The organism is Pantoea folii, from assembly GCF_056678875.1.
Map to the genome: position 1 here is coordinate 15252 of NZ_JBWXON010000007.1, position 20828 is coordinate 36079.

The 20828-nt window shown below is 54.5% G+C and carries 15 protein-coding genes; 5 read left to right on the forward strand and 10 right to left on the reverse strand.

Annotated features, from left to right (window positions below; genetic code table 11):
• Positions 1-165: 165 nt before the first annotated feature.
• Complete coding sequence (trxA, locus tag AC1MDE_RS10125) at positions 166-498, reverse strand: thioredoxin TrxA (protein ID WP_003851963.1); 333 nt, start codon at positions 496-498, stop codon at positions 166-168.
• Positions 499-614: 116 nt separating this feature from the next.
• Between trxA and rhlB the strand changes: the two genes are divergently transcribed.
• Together rhlB and gppA are read left to right on the forward strand one after the other, a co-directional pair.
• Positions 615-1910: an ATP-dependent RNA helicase RhlB gene (gene rhlB / locus AC1MDE_RS10130; RefSeq protein ID WP_038643814.1), complete on the forward strand. Its 1296-nt coding sequence runs from the start codon at positions 615-617 to the stop codon at positions 1908-1910.
• Positions 1911-1917: 7 nt separating this feature from the next.
• Entirely contained in the window at positions 1918-3402 is a 1485-nt protein-coding gene (gene gppA / locus AC1MDE_RS10135) for a guanosine-5'-triphosphate,3'-diphosphate diphosphatase (protein WP_058960380.1), read from the forward strand.
• 157 nt (positions 3403-3559) lie between these two features.
• Here the strand turns inward: gppA and rep are convergent, their stop codons facing one another.
• The gene (rep, locus tag AC1MDE_RS10140; protein WP_058960381.1) at positions 3560-5581 is read right to left on the reverse strand and encodes a DNA helicase Rep; all 2022 of its coding nucleotides are present in this window, start codon (positions 5579-5581) and stop codon (positions 3560-3562) included.
• Positions 5582-5777: 196 nt separating this feature from the next.
• Between rep and ppiC the strand changes: the two genes are divergently transcribed.
• The gene (gene ppiC / locus AC1MDE_RS10145) at positions 5778-6059 is read left to right on the forward strand and encodes a peptidylprolyl isomerase PpiC (protein WP_034827827.1); all 282 of its coding nucleotides are present in this window, start codon (positions 5778-5780) and stop codon (positions 6057-6059) included.
• Here ppiC and AC1MDE_RS10150 read toward each other — a convergent pair whose 3' ends face one another.
• Together AC1MDE_RS10150 and pdeH are read right to left on the reverse strand one after the other, a co-directional pair.
• Positions 6060-8120 carry an AsmA family protein gene (locus tag AC1MDE_RS10150; protein WP_058960382.1) on the reverse strand — a complete coding sequence of 687 codons (2061 nt, stop codon included), beginning with the start codon at positions 8118-8120 and terminating at the stop codon, positions 6060-6062.
• A gap of 61 nt (positions 8121-8181) precedes the next feature.
• Complete coding sequence (gene pdeH / locus AC1MDE_RS10155) at positions 8182-8955, reverse strand: cyclic-guanylate-specific phosphodiesterase (protein WP_038643818.1); 774 nt, start codon at positions 8953-8955, stop codon at positions 8182-8184.
• 284 nt (positions 8956-9239) lie between these two features.
• Between pdeH and kdgK the strand changes: the two genes are divergently transcribed.
• Positions 9240-10172, forward strand: a complete 933-nt coding sequence (gene kdgK / locus AC1MDE_RS10160) for a 2-dehydro-3-deoxygluconokinase (RefSeq protein ID WP_058960383.1) — start codon at positions 9240-9242, stop codon at positions 10170-10172.
• A gap of 434 nt (positions 10173-10606) precedes the next feature.
• On the forward strand, positions 10607-11479 hold the full coding sequence (locus AC1MDE_RS10165; RefSeq protein WP_034827823.1) for an alpha/beta hydrolase: 873 nt from the start codon (positions 10607-10609) through the stop codon (positions 11477-11479).
• A 279-nt stretch (positions 11480-11758) separates the two neighbouring features.
• On the opposite strand, the gene AC1MDE_RS10170 is transcribed toward AC1MDE_RS10165, so the two are convergent.
• The 6 genes from AC1MDE_RS10170 to bcsE all read right to left on the reverse strand — a co-directional run bounded on the left by AC1MDE_RS10170 (position 11759) and on the right by bcsE (position 20724).
• Positions 11759-13273: a M16 family metallopeptidase gene (locus AC1MDE_RS10170; RefSeq protein ID WP_479397919.1), complete on the reverse strand. Its 1515-nt coding sequence runs from the start codon at positions 13271-13273 to the stop codon at positions 11759-11761.
• 245 nt (positions 13274-13518) lie between these two features.
• Positions 13519-14799 carry a dicarboxylate/amino acid:cation symporter gene (locus AC1MDE_RS10175; protein WP_479397918.1) on the reverse strand — a complete coding sequence of 427 codons (1281 nt, stop codon included), beginning with the start codon at positions 14797-14799 and terminating at the stop codon, positions 13519-13521.
• A gap of 230 nt (positions 14800-15029) precedes the next feature.
• Positions 15030-17042, reverse strand: coding sequence for a biofilm formation regulator HmsP (gene hmsP, locus AC1MDE_RS10180; protein ID WP_182057602.1), 2013 nt, complete (start codon positions 17040-17042; stop codon positions 15030-15032).
• A 306-nt stretch (positions 17043-17348) separates the two neighbouring features.
• On the reverse strand, positions 17349-18989 hold the full coding sequence (bcsG, locus tag AC1MDE_RS10185) for a cellulose biosynthesis protein BcsG (protein ID WP_479402915.1): 1641 nt from the start codon (positions 18987-18989) through the stop codon (positions 17349-17351).
• Positions 18989-19177, reverse strand: coding sequence for a cellulose biosynthesis protein BcsF (gene bcsF, locus AC1MDE_RS10190; RefSeq protein ID WP_038643825.1), 189 nt, complete (start codon positions 19175-19177; stop codon positions 18989-18991). The genes bcsG and bcsF overlap by 1 nt, the downstream gene beginning before the upstream one ends.
• Positions 19177-20724, reverse strand: a complete 1548-nt coding sequence (gene bcsE / locus AC1MDE_RS10195; protein ID WP_479397916.1) for a cellulose biosynthesis protein BcsE — start codon at positions 20722-20724, stop codon at positions 19177-19179. The genes bcsF and bcsE overlap by 1 nt, the downstream gene beginning before the upstream one ends.
• Positions 20725-20828 lie beyond the last annotated feature (104 nt).

Below are 20828 nucleotides of genomic sequence, written 5' to 3' on the forward strand. Positions count from 1 at the left end.
CAAACCACGATAACGTTCAATGCGAGCAGGGTCTGACAAGGGAAAACTTTAGATGCAAACTACAAGGTAAGTGCGTAATGCAGTGAGGTCAACTTAACACGCCTGAAGGGAGACGTCCAGCAGTGGCGAAAAAATTCACCACTGCGGAACAACACCGCGCCGGGCTTAGGCCAGGTTAGCGTTCAGGAACTCTTTCAGCTGGCCTTTAGACAAGGCGCCTACTTTGGTCGCAGCCACTTCACCGTTCTTGAACAGCAGCAGTGTCGGGATACCACGAATGCCATATTTAGGCGCAGTGCCCGGGTTGTCATCAATGTTCAACTTGGCGATGGTAAGCTTACCGTCGTACTCTTCTGCGACTTCGTCGAGAATTGGGGCGATCATTTTGCAAGGACCACACCATTCAGCCCAGAAATCTACCAGAGTGACACCGTCGGCTTTCAGCACGTCAGTGTCGAAACTGTCATCGGTCAAGTGAACGATTTTATCGCTGCTCATGTTTAACTCCAAAGATTGTGCCTGGCGAATTGGCGTAAAATATACCAACGTAGGTTGACTTTATTTCATCGGATACGCTTTCGTAAAGCGCTAGTAAGCTGATATTCTACCACACTATGAGCAAAACACACTTAACTGAACAGAAGTTTTCCGACTTCGCCCTGCACCCACAGGTGGTTGAAGCCCTTGATACCAAAGGCTTTTCTAACTGCACGCCTATTCAGGCGTTGGCACTGCCTTTTGCGCTTTCAGGGCGTGATGTTGCGGGTCAGGCGCAAACCGGTACCGGCAAAACGATGGCGTTCCTGACGTCAACGTTTCATCATCTTCTTTCTCATCCAGCCGCTGAAGGCCGCCAGATTAATCAGCCACGTGCGCTGATCATGGCCCCGACGCGTGAACTTGCTGTGCAGATCCATGCCGATGCAGAGCCACTGTCGAAAGTCACGGGTCTGAAACTGGGTCTGGCTTATGGCGGTGACGGCTACGACAAACAGCTGAAAGTGTTGGCCGATGGCGTCGATATTCTGGTGGGCACCACCGGTCGCCTCATCGACTATGCGAAACAAAATCACATCAACCTCGGCGCCATTCAGGTCGTGGTTCTGGATGAAGCCGATCGCATGTTCGATCTTGGCTTTATTAAAGATATCCGTTGGTTGTTCCGCCGCATGCCGCCGGCCACCCAGCGTCTGAGCATGTTGTTCTCGGCGACCCTCTCTTACCGCGTACGTGAACTGGCGTTCGAACATATGAACAACGCTGAATACGTGGAAGTGGAACCGGAGCAGAAAACCGGCCACCGCATCAAAGAAGAACTTTTCTACCCTTCGAATGAAGAGAAGATGCGTCTGCTGCAAACCTTGATCGAAGAAGAGTGGCCCGACCGCGCCATCATCTTCGCCAACACCAAACACCGCTGTGAAGATATCTGGGGCCATCTGGCCGCGGACGGTCACCGTGTAGGTCTGCTGACGGGCGATGTGGCACAGAAAAAACGTCTGCGTATTCTGGATGACTTCACCAAAGGTGATGTAGATATTCTGGTCGCGACTGACGTTGCGGCGCGAGGTCTGCACATTCCTGCAGTGACCCACGTGTTCAACTACGATCTGCCTGACGACCGTGAAGACTACGTGCATCGCATCGGTCGTACCGGCCGCGCGGGTGCCAGCGGACACTCCATCAGCCTGGCGTGCGAAGAGTACGCACTGAACCTGCCAGCGATTGAAGAGTACATTGGTCACGGTATTCCGGTGAGTAAGTACAGCAGTGAAGCACTGATGAGTGAGCTGCCTCCGCCGAAACGTCTGCAGCGCAGCCGTTCTGGAAACGGCCCACGCCGTGGCGGGAACAACAGCAACCGTCGTAGCGGCGCGCCGCGCAATAACAACCGTAAACGTTCGAGTTAAGCACACCATGCTGAGCGCATCGTCACTTTATGCTGCGATTGATTTAGGCTCTAACAGCTTTCATATGTTGGTGGTGCGCGAAGTGTCCGGCAGTATTCAGACCATTGCGCGTATAAAGCGTAAGGTACGTCTGGCTGCCGGTCTGGACAAAGCCAATCACCTCTCCGCCGAGGCGATGCAGCGTGGCTGGCAATGTCTGAAACTCTTCTCTGAACAGTTGCAAGATATTCCGCCCGAGCAAATCCGCGTGGTCGCCACGGCTACGCTGCGTATTGCTGAAAATGCCCAGGACTTCCTGGCTCACGCCGAAGAAATTCTTTGCTGCCCGGTGAATGTCATCAGCGGCGAGGAAGAAGCACGCCTGATTTATCAAGGTGTTGCCCACACTACCGGAGGCTCTGATCAGCGCCTGGTGGTGGATATCGGCGGCGGCAGCACCGAGCTGGTCACCGGCGAAGGTTCGCACGCGACCACGTTGTTTAGTTTGTCGATGGGTTGCGTCACCTGGCTGGAACGCTACTTTGGCGATCGTCACCTGGCGAAAGAGAATTTCGAGCAGGCTGAATTAGCGGCCCGCGACATGATTCGTCCGGTCGCGGCGGCACTGCGCGAAAAAGGCTGGCAGATCTGCGTCGGTGCTTCTGGCACCGTGCAGGCACTGCAGGAAATTATGGTTGCGCAGGGCATGGATGAACGCATCACCCTGAGCAAGCTGCAGCAGCTAAAACAGCGTGCGATTCAGTGCGGCAAGCTGGAAGAGCTGGAAATCGAAGGATTGACACTCGAGCGCGCGCTGGTATTCCCCAGCGGCCTGTCGATTCTGATCGCTATCTTCCATGAACTAAGCATCGACAGCATGACGCTGGCCGGTGGCGCACTGCGTGAGGGGTTGGTGTACGGCATGCTGCATCTGCCGATTGACCGCGACATTCGTAGCCGCACGTTGCAAAACGTCCAGCGCCGCTTCTCTATCGATGTGGAGCAGGCAAGCCGCGTGCGTCAGCTGGCTGAAAGCTTTTTCCGCCAGGTGAGCACTGCCTGGAAGCTGGATAACCGATGTCGCGATCTGCTGCTGAGCGCCTGTTCAATTCACGAAATAGGCCTGAGCGTCGATTTCCGCCAGGCACCCCAGCACGCCGCTTACCTGATTCGCCATCTCGATCTTCCTGGTTTTACGCCCGCACAGAAAAAAATGCTCGCCTGCCTGCTGCAGAATCAGAGTGGCAGTATCGATCTCGCTTTACTGACGCAGCAGAACGCTGTGCCACCACGTATGGCGGAACGCTTAAGCCGTTTACTGCGTCTGGCGATTATTTTCTCCAGCCGTCGTCGCGATGACACGCTGCCTGCGGTTCGTTTACAGGCGGATGATGATGCGCTGCACCTGACACTCCCTGCTGGCTGGCTGGATGCGCATCCGCTGCGGGCCGAATTGCTGGAACAAGAGAGTCATTACCAGTCTTATGTGCACTGGTTGCTGACTATCTCTTAATCAAACCTGCTGCGCTTGCTGATGCTGCGTTGAAAGCTCCCGTCAAATGCTCATTGACGGCATGTGAACTCCGCTTTGCCGGGAACTTTTCGTCTTGCCTCCGCTACGCTCGCAACGGTTCTCGCTACAGGCCTGGCCTGAACGAACGACGGGGGATTTACCCCTTCTTCGCATTCTCCAGCATCGCACGTAAGCCCGCGACGCGCGTCTGCCCGGTTTTCACCCGCTCCTCGGCGCTGATCACCTTTTTCTCGCGCTCCCACACCACATCATCCTGCGGCAGCTCCATCAGGAAGCGGCTTGGTTCTGGGCGGACCAGTTCGCCGTACTGACGGCGTTCACGGCACAGGGTAAAGGTCAGCTCTTTTTGCGCGCGGGTAATGCCCACATAGGCCAGACGGCGTTCCTCTTCGATGTTGTTCTCATCAATGCTGCTCTGATGCGGTAACAACCCCTCTTCCATACCGACCAGATAAACATACGGGAACTCCAACCCTTTGGAGGCGTGCAAGGTCATCAGCTGCACCTGGTCGCTCTCCTCATCGCTCTCGCCGCGTTCCATCATGTCACGCAGCGTAAAGCGCGTCACCACCTGCGCCAACGTCATCGGCTCATTCAGCTCATCGCCCTCCAGCATCTCCGTCATCCACTGGAATAGCGTGTTGACGTTTTTCATGCGCATTTCGGCGGCTTTGGGGCTTGGCGAGGTCTCAAACAACCAGCTTTCATAATCGACACCGCGAATCAGGTCGCGTACCGCATTCACCGGTTCGCGTTCCGTCAGCTGGATAATCTCATTAAGCCATTGAGTAAAACGCTGCAGATGCTCCAGACCGCGCCCGCTCAGCGTCTGTTCCAGCCCCATATCGAAGCTGGCATTGAACAGACTTTTATTGCGCAGGTTGGCCCATTCACCCAGCTTTTGCAGCGTGGCGGGGCCAATTTCACGACGCGGCGTGTTAACGATACGCAGGAAAGCACTGTCGTCTTCCTGATTGGTCAGTACACGCAGATAAGCCAGCAAATCTTTAATTTCCGGCCGCGAGAAGAACGAGGTGCCACCAGAGATGCGATAAGGAATACGGTTCTGCATCAGCTGCTTTTCAAAGACGCGTGACTGATGGTTGCCGCGATAGAGAATCGCATAATCTTTGTAGGCGGTTTTATTAACGAAGTGATGGGCAATCAACTCACCGGCGACCCTCTCGGCCTCATGATCTTCATTGTTGGCACTCAGCACCTTCAGCTCGCTGCCCTCGCCCAGCTCGGAGAACAGGCGCTTCTCAAACACATGCGGATTATTGGCAATCAGGATGTTAGCTGACTTCAAAATGCGCTGGGTTGAGCGATAGTTCTGCTCCAGCTTCACCACTTCCAGCGCCGGGAAATCCTCTTTCAGCAGCACCAGGTTTTGCGGTCGCGCACCACGCCAGGAGTAAATCGACTGGTCATCATCGCCTACCACGGTGAAACGCGCCCGCGCGCCCACCAGCAGTTTCACCAGCTCATACTGGCTGGTGTTGGTATCCTGATACTCATCCACCAATAAATAGCGAATACGCTGCTGCCAACGCTCGCGCACTTCCTGATTGCGTTGCAGCAACAGCGTCGGCAGCGCAATCAAATCGTCGAAATCCAGTACGTTGCAGGATTTCAGATGCTGGTCGTACAGCTGATAACATTGGGCAAAAATCTGGTCGCGCTGGGATTTGGCCAGGCCAGCCGCACCCTGCGGATCGACCAGATCATTCTTCCAGTTGGAAATGGTGGAAATCAGCTGCTGCAACAGCGTTTTGTCTTCCTCCAGCCACTGTTTAGTGAGGTCTTTCAACAGCGCCAGCTGATCTTGATCGTCGAACAACGAGAAGCTCGCTTTCATTCCTAACGCTTTGTATTCACGTTTGATTATCTCCAGCCCCAGCGTATGGAAGGTGGAGATCATCAGGCCGCGCGCCTCTTTACGTCCAAGCGTTTGCGCGACACGCTCTTTCATCTCGCGCGAGGCTTTATTGGTGAAGGTGACGGCCGCGATATGGCGCGCCTGATAGCCACACTCGCGGATCAGGTGGGCGATTTTATTGGTGATGACGCGGGTCTTACCCGAGCCTGCACCGGCCAGCACCAGGCAGGGACCGGTGACAAATTCGACAGCACGTTGTTGGCCGGGGTTTAAACGCATAACGGAATATCACTCGACTAATGAAAAGGAGATCCCCTGACGATTTCGCATGGCAGGAATATGGACAGGTGAGCGACTCCCGGAAACTGACTCAATCAGTCACCGTATCAAGCATACGCAGCCAACGCACCTGCAATTTAAAGTAGGACGGGGATATAATGCGCCGAACATTATACATACATACAGAGACACCAACATGGCGAAAACCGCGGCAGCTTTGCACATCCTCGTCAAGGATGAAGCGCAGGCCAAATCCCTGCTGGCCCAGCTGGAAAAGGGCGCAAACTTCCAGCAGCTGGCAAAAAAACACTCCACCTGTCCATCGGGACGTAACGGCGGCGATCTGGGTGAATTTCGTAAAGGCCAGATGGTGCCCGCCTTTGATAAGGCGGTGTTCTCCTGCCCGCTATTGCAACCTTACGGGCCGGTGAAAACCGCCTTTGGTTATCACATCATCAAAGTGCTGTGGCGCAACTGATCACTTTTTACTTTTCATCTGCTGCAACACGTTGCTGCACTGGTTGGCATCTGTATCACTGGGTGAAATCAGTGCCAGCAGTGCGGCGGCCGGCGCCACCACTGCGCCCAGCGCCACCGCAGCAGCGCCACGTGCGATCAGCGGCCCGGCTTTCACTCCCGCATCCGGATTTTTGAAGGTGCCACGCACATACAGTGGCGATCGCAAGGTGATGATACGAATGCCTTTGCTCTCTGGATTAATGGATAAGTCCATCCTTTCATTGGCAAAGTTAACGTTGCCGGTGACATTAATCACCGCATTCTCCGTATCCAGCACAAACACTTTCGGCGTGGCGAGACCCTGACGGATATTGAGATCGGTGGCAGCACAGTTGATGCGCACCTCATCATCGCCAAACAGTTTGCCGACCACATAGTTACCGACATTCAGGCCGGCAATCTCCATCAGACTACGGCTGATCAATCCGTCATTCATCAGCAGTTTCAGCTCGCCGTTGCTGGTCCCCAGAATATCCGCCACCGAGTTGCCGGTACCGCTCAGGCTGGCATCCCCGTTTAACTGACCCAGGCTACGCTGCATCGCCGTGACATTCGGGAACAGCTGACGCAGTTGCAGCTTACGCGCATGCAAATCCGCGCGCCCGCGCATCGGGCTTTTATCCCCTTCCAGATGAATGGTGGAGTTGATACTACCGCCCGCCATGCCGAAGCGCAGCGGATCGAGCAGCAGGTCACCGTTTTTCAACTGCAGATGGGTATAAAGGTCGCTAAGCGGCAGCTTGCTGCTGTGTTCGATGCGTTTTCCGCTGAATTTCACATCCGCATCCATCACGTCCCAGCTTTTGGTATCAAACTTGTCATGTGGCAGCACGCGATCGGCCGGTTGAGTCGAAGCGTCACCACGCTGGGCTTTAGCCTGCTGGGTTTTCTCACTGCCCTTGCCCGAATTCACGCCAATCAGCGGGCCTAAATCCGCCATGCGCAACTGGTTCGAGGTTAATTCTCCGGTCAACGTTGGGCGCGGTTTCACCTGGTGATAAGCCAGCGAGCCGTGAATATCGCTATCGCCAATATGCCCATTGAAGTTTTCGTAACGGAACAGCGGCCCTTTCTCTTCATTGAAGCGCGCGATCAAATGGCCGTCAGTTTCGTACGGCGGCGTATCAGGCAGCAGCACGCCGGTTAAACCGTACAGATTCGCCAGCGTATCGCCAGCAAAGCGCAGACGCACATCCAGCCCGCCGAGATTTAAAGGATCCTGCAACGTCCCGTCAACGCGCACGCGCGTGGTGCCGTTGCGCACATCCACCTGCAGTGGGAACGGTGTGGTTTTGCTGCGCAACGAGAGCATGCCGCCGATCTTGCCGTCGCCAGTCAGTTTCTGATCGTTGTATGTCCCCTCCGCCTGCCAGCCAAAGACAAAATCGCCCGCGCCTTTCTGCTGGTCGTTACCGCCCGCTACCTGCGCGTAAGGCACCGGTTTGCCCAGTGGATTAAGGGTGACGGTCACATCGGCTTTATTGATGGCATCGCGATAGCGAATCTGACCTTTGTCGAACAGAATATTATCGAGGCGGAAAGACCAGGCAGAAGGCGGCGCATTGGCATCGCTGTTCTCGCTGCTGGCTAAGTTGAAGGTCCAGTTATTCTTTTTATCCGCCGTCTGCACCAGCCGCGCATCGGGCAGCTGCATTTTAATCCACGGCAAATAAACCTGTTTATGCAGGAGCGCCAGCGGCGCAAGCGTGGCTTCAACGCGCTGCAAATGCACCATGGTGACATCGGGAATATTCGGCGGATTGCCCAGCATAATGTCATCAGCATGCACCTGCGGCCACGGCACCCAACTGCGCCAACCGGGTTCTTCGCGATTGCGCACCCAGGCAACACCCAGATCACCACGAATGGCGAAAGGCCGGTTTAACTCAGTGGAGACTTTTTGGTTGATGGTTGGCTTCAGGCGGTTCCAGTCAAACGTGGCGATAATCACCACCACCACCACAACCAACAACAATAAAATCCCGAAAACCCAACTCAGGACTTTTCCCGTACGTGACATTCTGCTTCCTCCTTGCCCTCAACGTCTCACATAACTGTAGTCGAGACGTTGCGGATCGGGATCAGGGAAGCTCGAGCGCCAGGGATTCCAGCGTGCTGAAGGGAACAGGCCGCGAGAAGAAATAGCCTTGTGCCGCCATTGCAGGCGAATTGCGCACCTGCTGCCACTCCTCTTCGGTCTCCACGCCTTCAACAATAACGCCGTTGCAATAGCGATTGATCAACGCCAGTAGCATGGAGAACAGCGAGCGGCCTTCATCGGTAGAGCGCAGCAGCATGAACAGTTCGCGCGACAGTTTAATGTAGTCATAGCGCAGTTCAGTCAGCGCAGAGAAGTTTGCCATGCCTGATCCAAAGTCATCTAGCCACAGCGGGCCCAGTTCAGGCATCTTCGCCACCATCTCTTCCTGCGGCAATGCATGGTGCTCCGTGAGTTCAAATCGCACCCAGGGGAGTTGCGTAATCAACTGGCGGATATCGTCATGCTGCTCAATGGCTAACAGCGTCGGACCATCAATATTCACCGAGGCCACCAGCTGACGCTGACTGAAAAAGTGTGACCACTGTAATAACAGCTCAAGCTGTTCCTCGACGACATCAAGGCGCTGCGCGATAGTCAGCGCATCAAAATAGGTTTCGGGCGACAACCTTTTCTCTGGTGCGGAGGGGTGTGTCACCGCAGTCAGTAATTCAATAGCCAGTAAACGGCCGGAGACCTGGTAAATCGGCTGGAAAGTATAGAATCGTTGGCACTGCTGCCAGAAGAAACGCGTTTCCTGTTGTTGCTCCAGTTCAATTGAAATAGGCAGCCGATGACTTAAATTGTTCATCACCATGGTTTTTTCCTGGTAGGTGGTGGGTGCCTGCAAATTGTTTCTCAGCGGCAAGTATCGGCGAGTAACACGATAACTTTATTGGTCTCAGCCACCTCACGAGCAGTTGAGTGTATCAGCGCGTTTCAGGCTTAATCGGCAAAACAAGCGGCGCTTTGTCCGTTAAATCGCCGTGGAAAGTGGGTGCAGGCACCTTAAGTTAAATTAAAACATCGTTTTAAAAACCATTGACAGCTGCCATACCAGACGCGAGACTCGAGGGCAGAATTCACTACAGGCCGAAGACCATGACGCAGAAGAACATTGCCATCATTGGCGAATGCATGATTGAGCTGTCCGAAAAAGGTGAGAACATCAAACGTGGCTTTGGCGGCGACACGCTAAACACGGCGGTTTATCTGGCACGCCAGTCAGATAGCCAGCAGCTGCGGGTGGACTATGTCACCGCGCTGGGCACCGACAGTTTCAGTGACCAGATGATCGCTGCCTGGCAGCAGGAGCAGGTTCACACCCAGCTCATTCAGCGTCTCGACAATAAAATGCCGGGCCTCTATTTCATTGAAACCGACGAACACGGCGAGCGCACCTTCTGGTATTGGCGCAATGATGCCGCTGCGCGCTTCTGGCTGGATGGCCCAGAGTCTGACGCGATTTGCGCCCAGTTGGCCCACTACGATTACCTCTATCTCAGCGGTATAAGCCTGGCGATTCTGCCGGCCACCAGCCGAGAGAAACTGATGGCACTGCTCAGCGCCTGTCGCCAAAACGGTGGCAAGGTCATTTTCGATAACAATTACCGTCCACGTCTGTGGGCAGACAAATCCAGCGCGCAACAGGCTTATGCCGAGATGCTGCATCACGCCGATATCGCCTTCCTGACGCTGGATGATGAGCACCTGCTGTGGGGTGAACAGCCGCTGGACGCAGTGATTGCACGCACGCGCGAAGCCGGTGTGCAGGAAATCGCCATCAAACGCGGTGCCGATTCCTGTTTAGTGGCGATAGGCGATGAGCCGCTGCGTGAAGTGCCCGCCATCAAGTTGGCAAAAGAGAAGGTGATCGACACCACTGCCGCAGGCGACTCTTTCAGCGCCGGTTATCTGGCCGTACGTTTAGCCGGAGGGAGGGCAGAAGATGCGGCCGCGCGCGGTCATCTCACCGCCAGCACGGTGATCCAGCATCGCGGAGCCATTATCCCTTTAAGCGCTATGCCGCAATAACCCTCCCCTCAACATTTCCCAGCGGCGCTATTTCAGGCACGACGCCTGGCGCCGCTGGATATCCGTTGGCACGATGCATGGCGCCAATCGTTCACTTTGCCGCTGTTGATTTGATAATCACGACTTACACAATGCACAGGATAATTTGCCTTAAATCCCGAGATTACACTGTGAATTTTAACTAACCTCGCCAGCGATCCATCTTTGGCTCATATCCGCCTACGCCAGTTTAGCAGCCCTTACCATATCAATTTAAATTCAATAGATTACCGACAGAAATCGGGCCGCCAGGCATAGTCCGAAACTGCAGAAATGGTGGGTTTTCGGCTGGACGCCAGCGCGAAAACAGACCATGTTTTAATCAATAACAGCAGGACGCTGTTAATCCGGCCGCGAACAAAATAATGACAACACGACTCGCTCAGGACTGATTTATGCACACAGAAATCATTAATATCTGGCCACACGGTGATGCGCCAGGCGCGAGTGATTCGCGCGCTCAACCGCAAATCGTCGATCTCGCCAAAGAGTACGAACCCTATGACCGCGCCGCGACCGGCGTGCGTTGCCCTGAAATGGCAATCTGGCACCCGGAAACCTCCAACGGCATTACGCTGCTGGTGGCGCCCGGCGGCGGCTATCAGCGAGTGCTGATTGACCGTGAAGGCAGTGCCCTCGCCACGTTCTTCACATCGATGGGGTATACGCTGGCAGTGATGACTTATCGCCTGCCCTACGATGGCCATCACGAAGGTCCCGATGCCCCACTGGCCGATGCACAACGTGCGGTGCGCGTGTTGCGCGATCGTGCGCAGCGCGGCATGAACGGCAAATACATTGTGATGATGGGCTTCTCAGCGGGTGGGCACGTGGCTGCCAGCCTGGGGACGCGCTTTGGTGAGAAAATTTATCCGGTGCAGGATCAGGCCGACAGCTTCTCGCCGCGTCCAGATGCCATGGTGCTACTCTACCCGGTGATCAGCATGCGCGACGGTCTGGCACACGAAAGCTCGCGCACTCGCCTGCTCGGCGCATGGCCGGATCAGAGGTTGATTGATGCGTATTCCATGGAAACGCGCGTACATGCGCAGACACCGCCCACGCTGCTGATTCACGCTAGCGATGATGACGCGGTTTCGGTGAACAACAGCATGGTGTTTTTCAGCGCCCTGCGTGAGCACAAGGTGCCGGTGGAAATCCACTTTTATCAGAAAGGCGGCCATGGATTTGGCATTCGCGGCGTCGCTGATCTGCCCCTCGCCAGTTGGCCGATGCTGGTCACCGAATGGCTACGCGCTAAGACATAATCCCCTTCATAATTTGAACCGCAGCGGCGCTGGCTGCATGCAGTCACCCCAGTCACCGGCTTAAGTCAGTGACTGGCGATGAACATACTTGCCGCCTTACTGCAGCTCAAATTATTTCAGGGATAATTCATGCCCTGAAACGCAGCGACGTGGCTGCATGGATGTGATGTTCAAAAGCGCCTCAAGGCGCTTTTGTGCTGCTACTCAAATTATTTTGGCGATCTCATATGCCATGAATCATAAGACTTGATGACTCGGCCATGAATGATAAATCCTGCGTCATGACGAGGGTTGAGCCGGGTCGGTCGCGCTCGCGCTGCCGTTACTTTCCGGTTTAGCTTCATCAGAAGCCGCCGGTGCCGCAGGCGCATCCGGTACCTTCATCACTTTATCCCAGCCGTCCTGCAGCATCTTCACGTTGGTCTCAGCTTCACCTTGTGGTTGAATCAGCACCATCGTCAGTTCCTGCGTCAGTTGCTGGCGCAATTCCTGATTCAGCTGGTCACGCGTCAACCCACTGAGAAACGCCTGACGCAGCTTTTGATACTGCTCCGGCGCGATATCCACCACCGCATTCTGCTGCGAGCGCAGACGCTGCCCCATCAAGATATCGGTATCCGTGCGCGCATAGGTGGCGAACAGCTTATTCAGTTCCAGCAGCTTCTGCGCCATCAGCGCATCAAACTCATCCTGCGGTAACCCTTTATCACGTACTGCCGCCAGTTCTTTCGCCACCTGGTTCATGTTCTGCGCCAGCGATGCGTTCGGGCTGTCCATGTTGATGGAACACTGCGCACGCTGGTAAAGCACGCGGCAATCAAAGCCCACCTGCACGCTCTGTGCTTTGCTGTCCGCCAGCACGCGTTGCACATGCCAGAACAGCGCTTCACGCGCCAAATCACTCTGCCAATAGTGCTGTAAGTTCTGTGAGTCACGAATCGGTTGCCACGGCGTATCCCACACCAGCGACAGGCGATCCTGACTCATCCCGCCATTCACCAGATTGACGGGCTGATGCGGCAAAGGAGAGAGCGTAGGCAGCGCTGCGGGCGCAACCCGTTTACCCTTCAGCGCGGAGAAGGTTTTGTTAATTTGTTCTGCCATGCTGCGGCTGTCAACGTTGCCCACCACATATAGGGTCATGCCATCCGGCGTGTACCACTGCTGATAGAAGCTGTTGAGCTGTGCAATATCCACCGGCGCGCGCGGTTGTTCGCCCGGATCGTGCGCAAGCATCGCGGAACCTTTCAGACGGTAACGCCACCAGACATCCTGGGTATTTGGCGGCCAGGTGGCGATGGGATCGGTCGCGGTCAGCGCGGTCGAAACCACCTGCTCATTAATGGTCATTTTCCCTGCGGTCGCCGCCAGCCAGTTCAGCGCTTCTTTCAGCAGCTCCGGGCGGTTGTTGGGCAAGCTCAGGTTGTATTGGGTGTAATCGTACGATGAGATCGCTGGCGGCAACGGGCGTTGCGGATCCATGGCTTGCTGCCACAGTGCACGCTGTTGATTGGTATCCAGCGCGGTGTTGTGCACCATTGCCAGACGCGGTATCAGATGGCTGAAACCGGTTTGCTGAGCGCTCTCCACCAGTGAACCGGTGTTAACAATCAGACGTAATTCAATACGATCGCTTGGACGTTGTGGCGTGGTGAGTAACTGCCAGCTAAAACCATTGTCCAGTTTGCCTTCCTGCCACGCGGGATCGGGCTGGAGTGTCTCGGCGTGCGCGCCAAAGCCGGATGCCGCAAGGATTAATCCGCCAACCAAAAGTCGAATTCTGGTGCCCTGCATGTGAACCCCTACATAAACAGATCAACGCTCGTTATCGCGACATGTACGGTCACATCTTTGGTGACCGGCGCGGCCCATAGCCGCCACGTTTAATGAAGAACAGACTCTTTGACCACAGGAAGGTCAGGATGTCGCGCAACGAGGTAAAAAATCGGGAAAAAAATCAATGGGGTTTATTATGCAAATGCCCGCTGTCAGGGCAAGCGACAGCGGGCATTTCTCAGGAAATTAACGCAAATAGACGATCAGACGCTGGTTTGTGAGGCGTTATTGACCTTTTTCGCTGAAGAAAGCGTCGCTTTCATCTGCTTCTCATCCAGCTGACCGACCCACTTCGCCACAACAACCGTCGCCACGCCGTTACCCACCAGGTTGGTCAATGCACGCGCTTCGGACATAAAGCGGTCGATACCCAGAATCAGCGCCAGACCCGCTACCGGCAAATGTCCGACTGCAGACAAGGTGGCCGCCAGCACGATAAAGCCACTGCCGGTTACGCCCGCTGCGCCTTTTGAGGAGAGCAGCAGCACCACTAACAACGTGATCTGGTGGAAGATATCCATGTGCGCATTAGTGGCCTGGGCAATGAATACCGCCGCCATGGTCAGGTAAATCGAGGTGCCATCAAGGTTAAAAGAGTATCCCGTTGGAATAACGAGACCCACCACTGATTTCTTACAACCCAGCTTCTCCATCTTGTCGAGCATACGCGGCAGCGCAGATTCAGATGAAGAGGTACCCAGCACGATCAGCAGCTCTTCTTTGATGTAGGCGACAAATTTGAAGATGTTAAAGCCGGCCCAGCGTGCAATCAAACCTAACACCACCACCACAAACAGTACGCAGGTGATGTAGAAGCAGATGATCAGCTGACCGAGCTGCACCAGTGAGCCCACGCCGTATTTACCAATGGTAAACGCCATGGCACCGAAGGCACCGATCGGCGCAAGGCGCATAATCATATTGATAACGCCGAAGATCACTTTGGAGAAGCTCTCAATGACGTTAAACATCACAGTACCGGCGTTACCCAGACGATGCAGGGCAAAACCAAACAGAATGGCGAACAGCAGCACTTGCAGGATATTACCGCTGGCAAAGGCACCGATTACACTACCCGGAATAATATCAAGCAAGAAGGCAACAACACCCTGTTCTTGCGCCTGTTGGGCGTATACCGCCACGGCTTTGGCATCCAAAGTCGCGGGATCAACGTTCATCCCCGCGCCCGGCTGCACCACATTAACCACGACCAGGCCAATAATCAGCGCTATGGTACTGACAATTTCAAAGTAGAGCAGCGCAACTGCGCCAGTCCGTCCAACTGCTTTCATGCTCTCCATGCCGGCAATACCGGTCACCACCGTACAGAAAATCACGGGGGCGATGATCATCTTGATCAGCTTAACGAAACCATCGCCAAGCGGCTTCATTTGCGCGCCTAACTCAGGATAGTAGTGGCCTAACAGGACGCCGATGCCGATGGCAATCAGCACCTGGAAGTAGAGGCTTTTGAACAGTTTCATAACAGGTGTCCAGGTATAGACGGAATTCACCGCCGTTATTATGGAGAACGCATGCGGCAAGCCGCCTGGAAGCGAAAAACCTTACCGATTGCGGGAAAATAACACTCCGATAACAGGATTAATATACCCTTACATTCCTTACAAAAGTTACAAAACTCTAACTATGAACTGAAACGCTTCAGCAAACTATCTGACTGCAATTTCGTTAGGAAAATCAATAAACAATGTGATTATTCAGGATGTGACGAGCTGTCAAGCCAGCGTTGGTTGAAGACGTTAAGAGGGAGCGCTTCAGCGTATAAGTAGCCTTGCCCTATAGTAATTCCGCGTGCCAGCAGCCAGTCTCGCTGCTCATCGGTTTCCACGCCTTCAGCAATAACATCAAGATGAATGATGTCCGCAATCGCCGCGACAATACGCACCATGGTGTCATCATCCGGTAGCGCCGCGACAAAACTACGGTCCATCTTCAGCTTGTTCACCGGCAGCGCTTTAAACTGATGCAGGTAATTGAGATTGGAGTAACCCATGCCAAAATCATCCAGCGCCACGGCCACGCCGGTTTGCTGCAGTGAACGCAGCAGCGAAATCGCTTGCTCGGCATCGCCAATCTGCGCGGTTTCGGTAATTTCCAGCACGAAATTGCCGGGTGCAATACGATGGCGCTCCAGCAAGCCTTGCAAATGGCTCACCATGCTGGGGTCACGCAACTGAACTGCCGATATATTGACGCTCAGCGGAATATTGATGCCCAGCTTCTGCCACGCGGCAAGGATGCGGCAGGCTTCTTCAAACACCCAGCGCCCAATCGCGGAAATCACCCCAATCTCTTCCGCGCTGGCGATAAACTCTTCTGACAAACCATAGCTGCCATCCGGCATACGCATACGCAATAGCGCTTCCGCGCCCGCCAGCTCACCGGTTTGCATATTGATTTGCGGCTGCAGATAAAGTGCAAATTGACCATCCTGCAACCCCTGCAGGATATCGTGCTCCTGCGTCAGGCGTTTTTGCGCCCGCTCAGTCAGCGCCGGATCAAAGAACAGAATCTGGTTTTTGCCTTGATGACGCGCCGACATCATTGCCGAGGTCGCGCGGTCGAGTTGCTCGCTGGCACTGACGACGCTGTCATCATGCAGCGCCAGGCCAATACTGGCGTTTGGACGCAGCTGAAGCTGATGCAGGTTCACCGGCTGGTTAATGCGAATCATCAGGTTGCGCGCCAGACGCATGGCGCGGAACGGGTTGTGCGCGCGCTTCATCAGTAGCGCGAAATCACTGGGTCCGGTTTGCGCCAGCAGGGTGTGGTCGTCAACGGTGCTTCGAATCTTCTCCACCAGCGTCAGCATCAGGGTGTCGCGCTGTTCATCACTGAGAACGCCATTGGCTTCCTGCAGTGTTTCGATACGAATCACCATCAATCCCCACGGCTGACGGCTATGGCGATGACTGGCGTGCTGATCCAGTAACGCCAGGAACAGGGCCCGGTTGGGCAGGTCGGTCACGGCAAAATGGGTGGTCATGCGACTCATCTCATCATGAATCGACTCCAGCACCTGTTGATTGCGGTTGTAGCTGCGGATCAGCATGCCGATTTCATCGTCGCGATGATTATGCGGCAGGTCGAGCTTGTGCGTGAGAATGGCCTGCGGTGGCAACTCCTGCAAATCACGCGACAAACTTCTCAAAGGATGGACGATCAGGCGATTGATACACCAGCTAATCGACACCGAAAGTATCAGCGCCAGCAGCAAATAGGTGGTAATCATGGTGGAGAGCGTGCTGAGCAGGAACTGGTATACCCGTGAGGAGTCGGCCTGCAGCACCAGATAGGCGATAGGCTTCGGCAGTCCAGTACGCTCTACCGAATAAAGCGGCAGCGTGATTTGCACCGGCAGTTCAAACAGACGTGCCACGAAACGCGGCACCGGTTTTTCCGGCACAAAATCGGCGTGCAGCGCCTGAAACGCATTCGGCAATACCACATCGGCACGCGACAGGATGCCCGCCGGTTTCAACGTATTCAGGATGCGTTCAGCTTGCGGAATATCGCCTTTCAGAACGGCTTCCGACAGCGGCTGGCGCACCGTGTGCGCGATATTTTCCATCTGCTGGGCGTAGTCAATCCTGCGCTGCTGCACAAAGTGGAATAACTGGATGACGATAAAAATGCTGATGGTCACCATTGCCACGGCGGATACCGTTGCCATCTGTTTTATCGTTAACGAGCGACTGACGCGCAACAAAACCCTCTCCCGACCACTTAAATCGACTATGTATACCCTAAATTATTCAAGGTGCAGGCAGGCGGCAAGGGAATGAATCCCCAGGAGCTTACTCAGGTAAGTGACTGGGATAAATGAGCACAGCCAACGCACCTGCAACTTGAAGAATGACGGGTATAGATGAAATGCGCAGCGAGTATATCGCAGGTCAGCATTTTTATGCGCCGGGATAAAGTCGAAAAAAGGCAGGAAGGGCAAGATAAAGTGGTGATTAGGAATTGTGCACGTTAAAGTCGCGGCGCAAAATTTGCGCCGCGCCCCCAGCTATTGCGGATAAGGCACCCAATCGCCGCCGTTCAGACGAATCCAGGGTTTACCCTGATACATCATCACCACCGCATTATCATTCTCGGACACCACCGGTGATTGCGGCAAATTATCCGCTAACACCGACATATTGACGTTCGGCGCGTTAAACACCTGACCATCCACCACACGGGAAATGATTTCGGAAATCGCCAGCAGACTGGTCGGCGTATCAATGCTCAACGGCTGCCCCTGATGCGGCGCTTTCATCCCGACAAACTTAATGCCCACCGGCACATGCGTAATGCTCGGGCTGGGAATATCACGCAGACCAGACATCTGCATTTTATCGCCCTGCAGCGCAGCACCGTGCTCCGGTACCACCAGCACCATCACGCGGCGTCCTGATTTCTCCAGATTGGTCAGGAATGTATCCAGCTGATCAAACAGCATTTTAGCGCGCGGCTGCCAGTCAGCGGTGCGCGTGCTGCCGAGTTCGCGCGTGCCGTCATGCAACGGAATCAGGTTATAGAAGGTGGCACTGCGCGCATCGCTGCTTTTAGTCCGATCGTCGAGCCAGCGCTGCATCAATTGCCCGTCATTGAACACTGGCGAACCATCAAAGGAGGTCAATTCTGGCGCAATTCCCGCTTGTGACATCAGCGGTACCTGCAAATTGCCCTCTTCACGCAGCTCTTTGAGATAGTTACCAAACACGCCGGTATGATCCATCATCAGTTCCTGCTTAAAGCCCAGTTTCGCCAGGTTATCAAACAGGTAACAGCGCTGATCGGTGGCCTTATACAGATTAGAGTGTGAAGTCTGGCCACAGCTGGCACGCAGCAAACGAATCCCTGCCGGACCGCTGTAGCCGGTGGCAGAGTTGTAGTTGTCCAGCAGGATATCAAAATGCTTCCATAGCGGATGGTCACGCAATTGTGCTACATCCATGTCCGACCATGACAGCGAACAGATGTTAATCACTAAAATATCAAACGGCTGAGAATCTGCGGGCAGCGCATCCGGGAAATGGGTGGCGCGCTGGCGCTCACTGTCGTAGAAACGATTTAGCCAGGAGGTCAGATTGGCACTGGTCGGGGGTGCAGATTGATCCAGTCCCTCCGGTGCTTTGGTCGCGGCTGGAGGGTTATTCAATGCCACTTCCGGTGTCGCCGCTTTGGTTGGCAGCAGATTCATCGCCGGTCCGGCAATGGTCAGCACGTTAAGCCAGATCAGCATCAGTGAAACCAGCACCGTGATGCGGATCCACTGCGCCACGAACATATAGATCACCAGCAGCACAAAGCCTGCGCCAATCATTTGCCAGTTGATAAAGCGCTCCAGCAGATCGAGCAGATAAGCTGAGGAGAAGCCCGCGACCTGGCTACCCTGGCTCATGATCGATTCCAGCCCCGGCAGCCAGGTGTCATGCCAGAACAGCGCAAAGCCAATCGGCAAGGATACCCAGTGACGCACACGATGCACACGAAGTGACGGCAGCGGGAACAGCAGCCACGCCAGGAACACCAGATTGCTCAGCGCATGAAAATTAAGGTAGCCGTACCACAACAGACCAAATTTGATCAGGAAGTAGAAATTCCAGCCGCCGAGACCGCGCCACCACGAACCGTGCAGCGTCGAAGGTTTGTTATCACTCATTACGGTTTGGTATCCGTTTTAGCAGATTTGCGTTGCCACTGCCCTTCCGACTTCAGCGCACGCGGTGGCAGCAGACGCATCAGCAGGCTGGTGCTACTGCGCGGTAACCAGCGCACAAACAACGATTTCAGGAACAGTAAAATTAATAACAGCAGGATCGCCACCTGCACCCAATCCATCAGTGTCATCAGCGGCGATCTCCATCAAGGTTGAGAACAATAGGTTGCGGGGTTTGCGCCCCACGCAGGTCAGAAGCGGACACCTTGTTTGCCCGCGGGGCCGCAATCGGTGCCATCGGCACTTCACGCTGCGCCACCGGCGTCAGCTGGCGAATCTTGTGCACTTCCGACAAAATCTGGTTGTCCTCGAACCACACCACGCGGTTACTAAACAACTCATCGTGCGGCAGCGAGAAAATCGATTTCAACGCAATATCCAAATCGTTGAAGCGGCAGGATGACAGAAACAGATAGATGCGATCGTTAATCAGCGTCACCAAATCACCAAAACGACGCGGTTTACACAGCGTCAGAATCTGCTCGGGTTTCAGCTGCGGCACCGGGCGCAATGCCACCATCAGCCCCTTGTCGTTTTCCGGCAGCAACGTATTACTCATCAGCTGCTGTACAGCCGAGCAGAACGGCTCCAGCTGCAAATAGCCTTTTTGCTGCAGCGGCTGTAATGCCTGCATCAGCGCGGGCAAGTTGGCCGGAACATGACGCGTAAACTGCTGGCCCTGAATCCCTTCCAGCGTGGTGAGAAAGCGTGACAGCGTTTGAGCGCCGGGCACGATGGCATTGACGCCACATGCCAGCAATAATCGCTCATCGCTATACCTAAGACTGGTACTGATTTCGCGTACCACAATCTTTAATGCGTTACCGCGTGAGCGGCGCAAACTGTGGACCATTTTTGCCAGGGCATTGATATCCTGGTTATGGGCCAGACTAAAAATGACCGTGGCGGCGTTGGCCTGTTGCGCACGCGAAAATACGCTTTCATTATCACTAAACAGCTGCCACTGGCTGGAAAGCGGCGGTGCGCCTTCCAGCACCCCTTCTTGTGCCAGAAACTGATTTTCATCATTAAGGCTAAGGGGGATGGTTTGCTCAACGTCATTAATGGCAATGAATTGATTATTATTACAACTCAGGCGAATCGCACGGTCAGCCAGTAATTTGTCTGCGGAGTACCACCAGTTAATTCGATATTGCCAGCTATCCTGTTGAAATTCTAAATGTGCGACACCATCAAGTTGGCGAAAATAACGCTGTAGATGGTTACGCAGATGAATAATCGACGCCCCCGAGGTGATCAGTAACAGCGTGATTTGTTTTTTGATCAACAACCGCCGCATGCGTTTCACCCAAAGCGTGAGTTCATCCTCGGATAATTTACTCCACTGCGCAGCGTTGCTGTAAAACAGCACTAAACCACTGCGGCTATTCAGTACACGCGCGAAATCATTCTCCAGATGCTGCAGGCCGGTTTTATTGGCCGGCAGCGAAAATAAGGGAATGCGCGCTGGGCCCGTCAGCGGGTCCGGCGTAAGTAAAGACTGAGGCTTCTCATCAGAACTGACCAGGGTTGCCGCCTGTTGATGGCTCACTACCTGACGCAGCAGTACCCGCGCATCTTCCTGACGCTGACTGGTAATCCAATAAAACCCCGGATTTTGCAGGGTGACTAATTCCTGCTGAACTTGTTGTAGGCCAAGCGCATAGCGATTTTTCATATTTGTTTCGCGATCAGAACAATCCAGGCTAGTTTAATATAGACGGCGACGATTGGAACTGCTGAAATAAATAAAACCTGCGCTATCTCAAATGATATTGATTT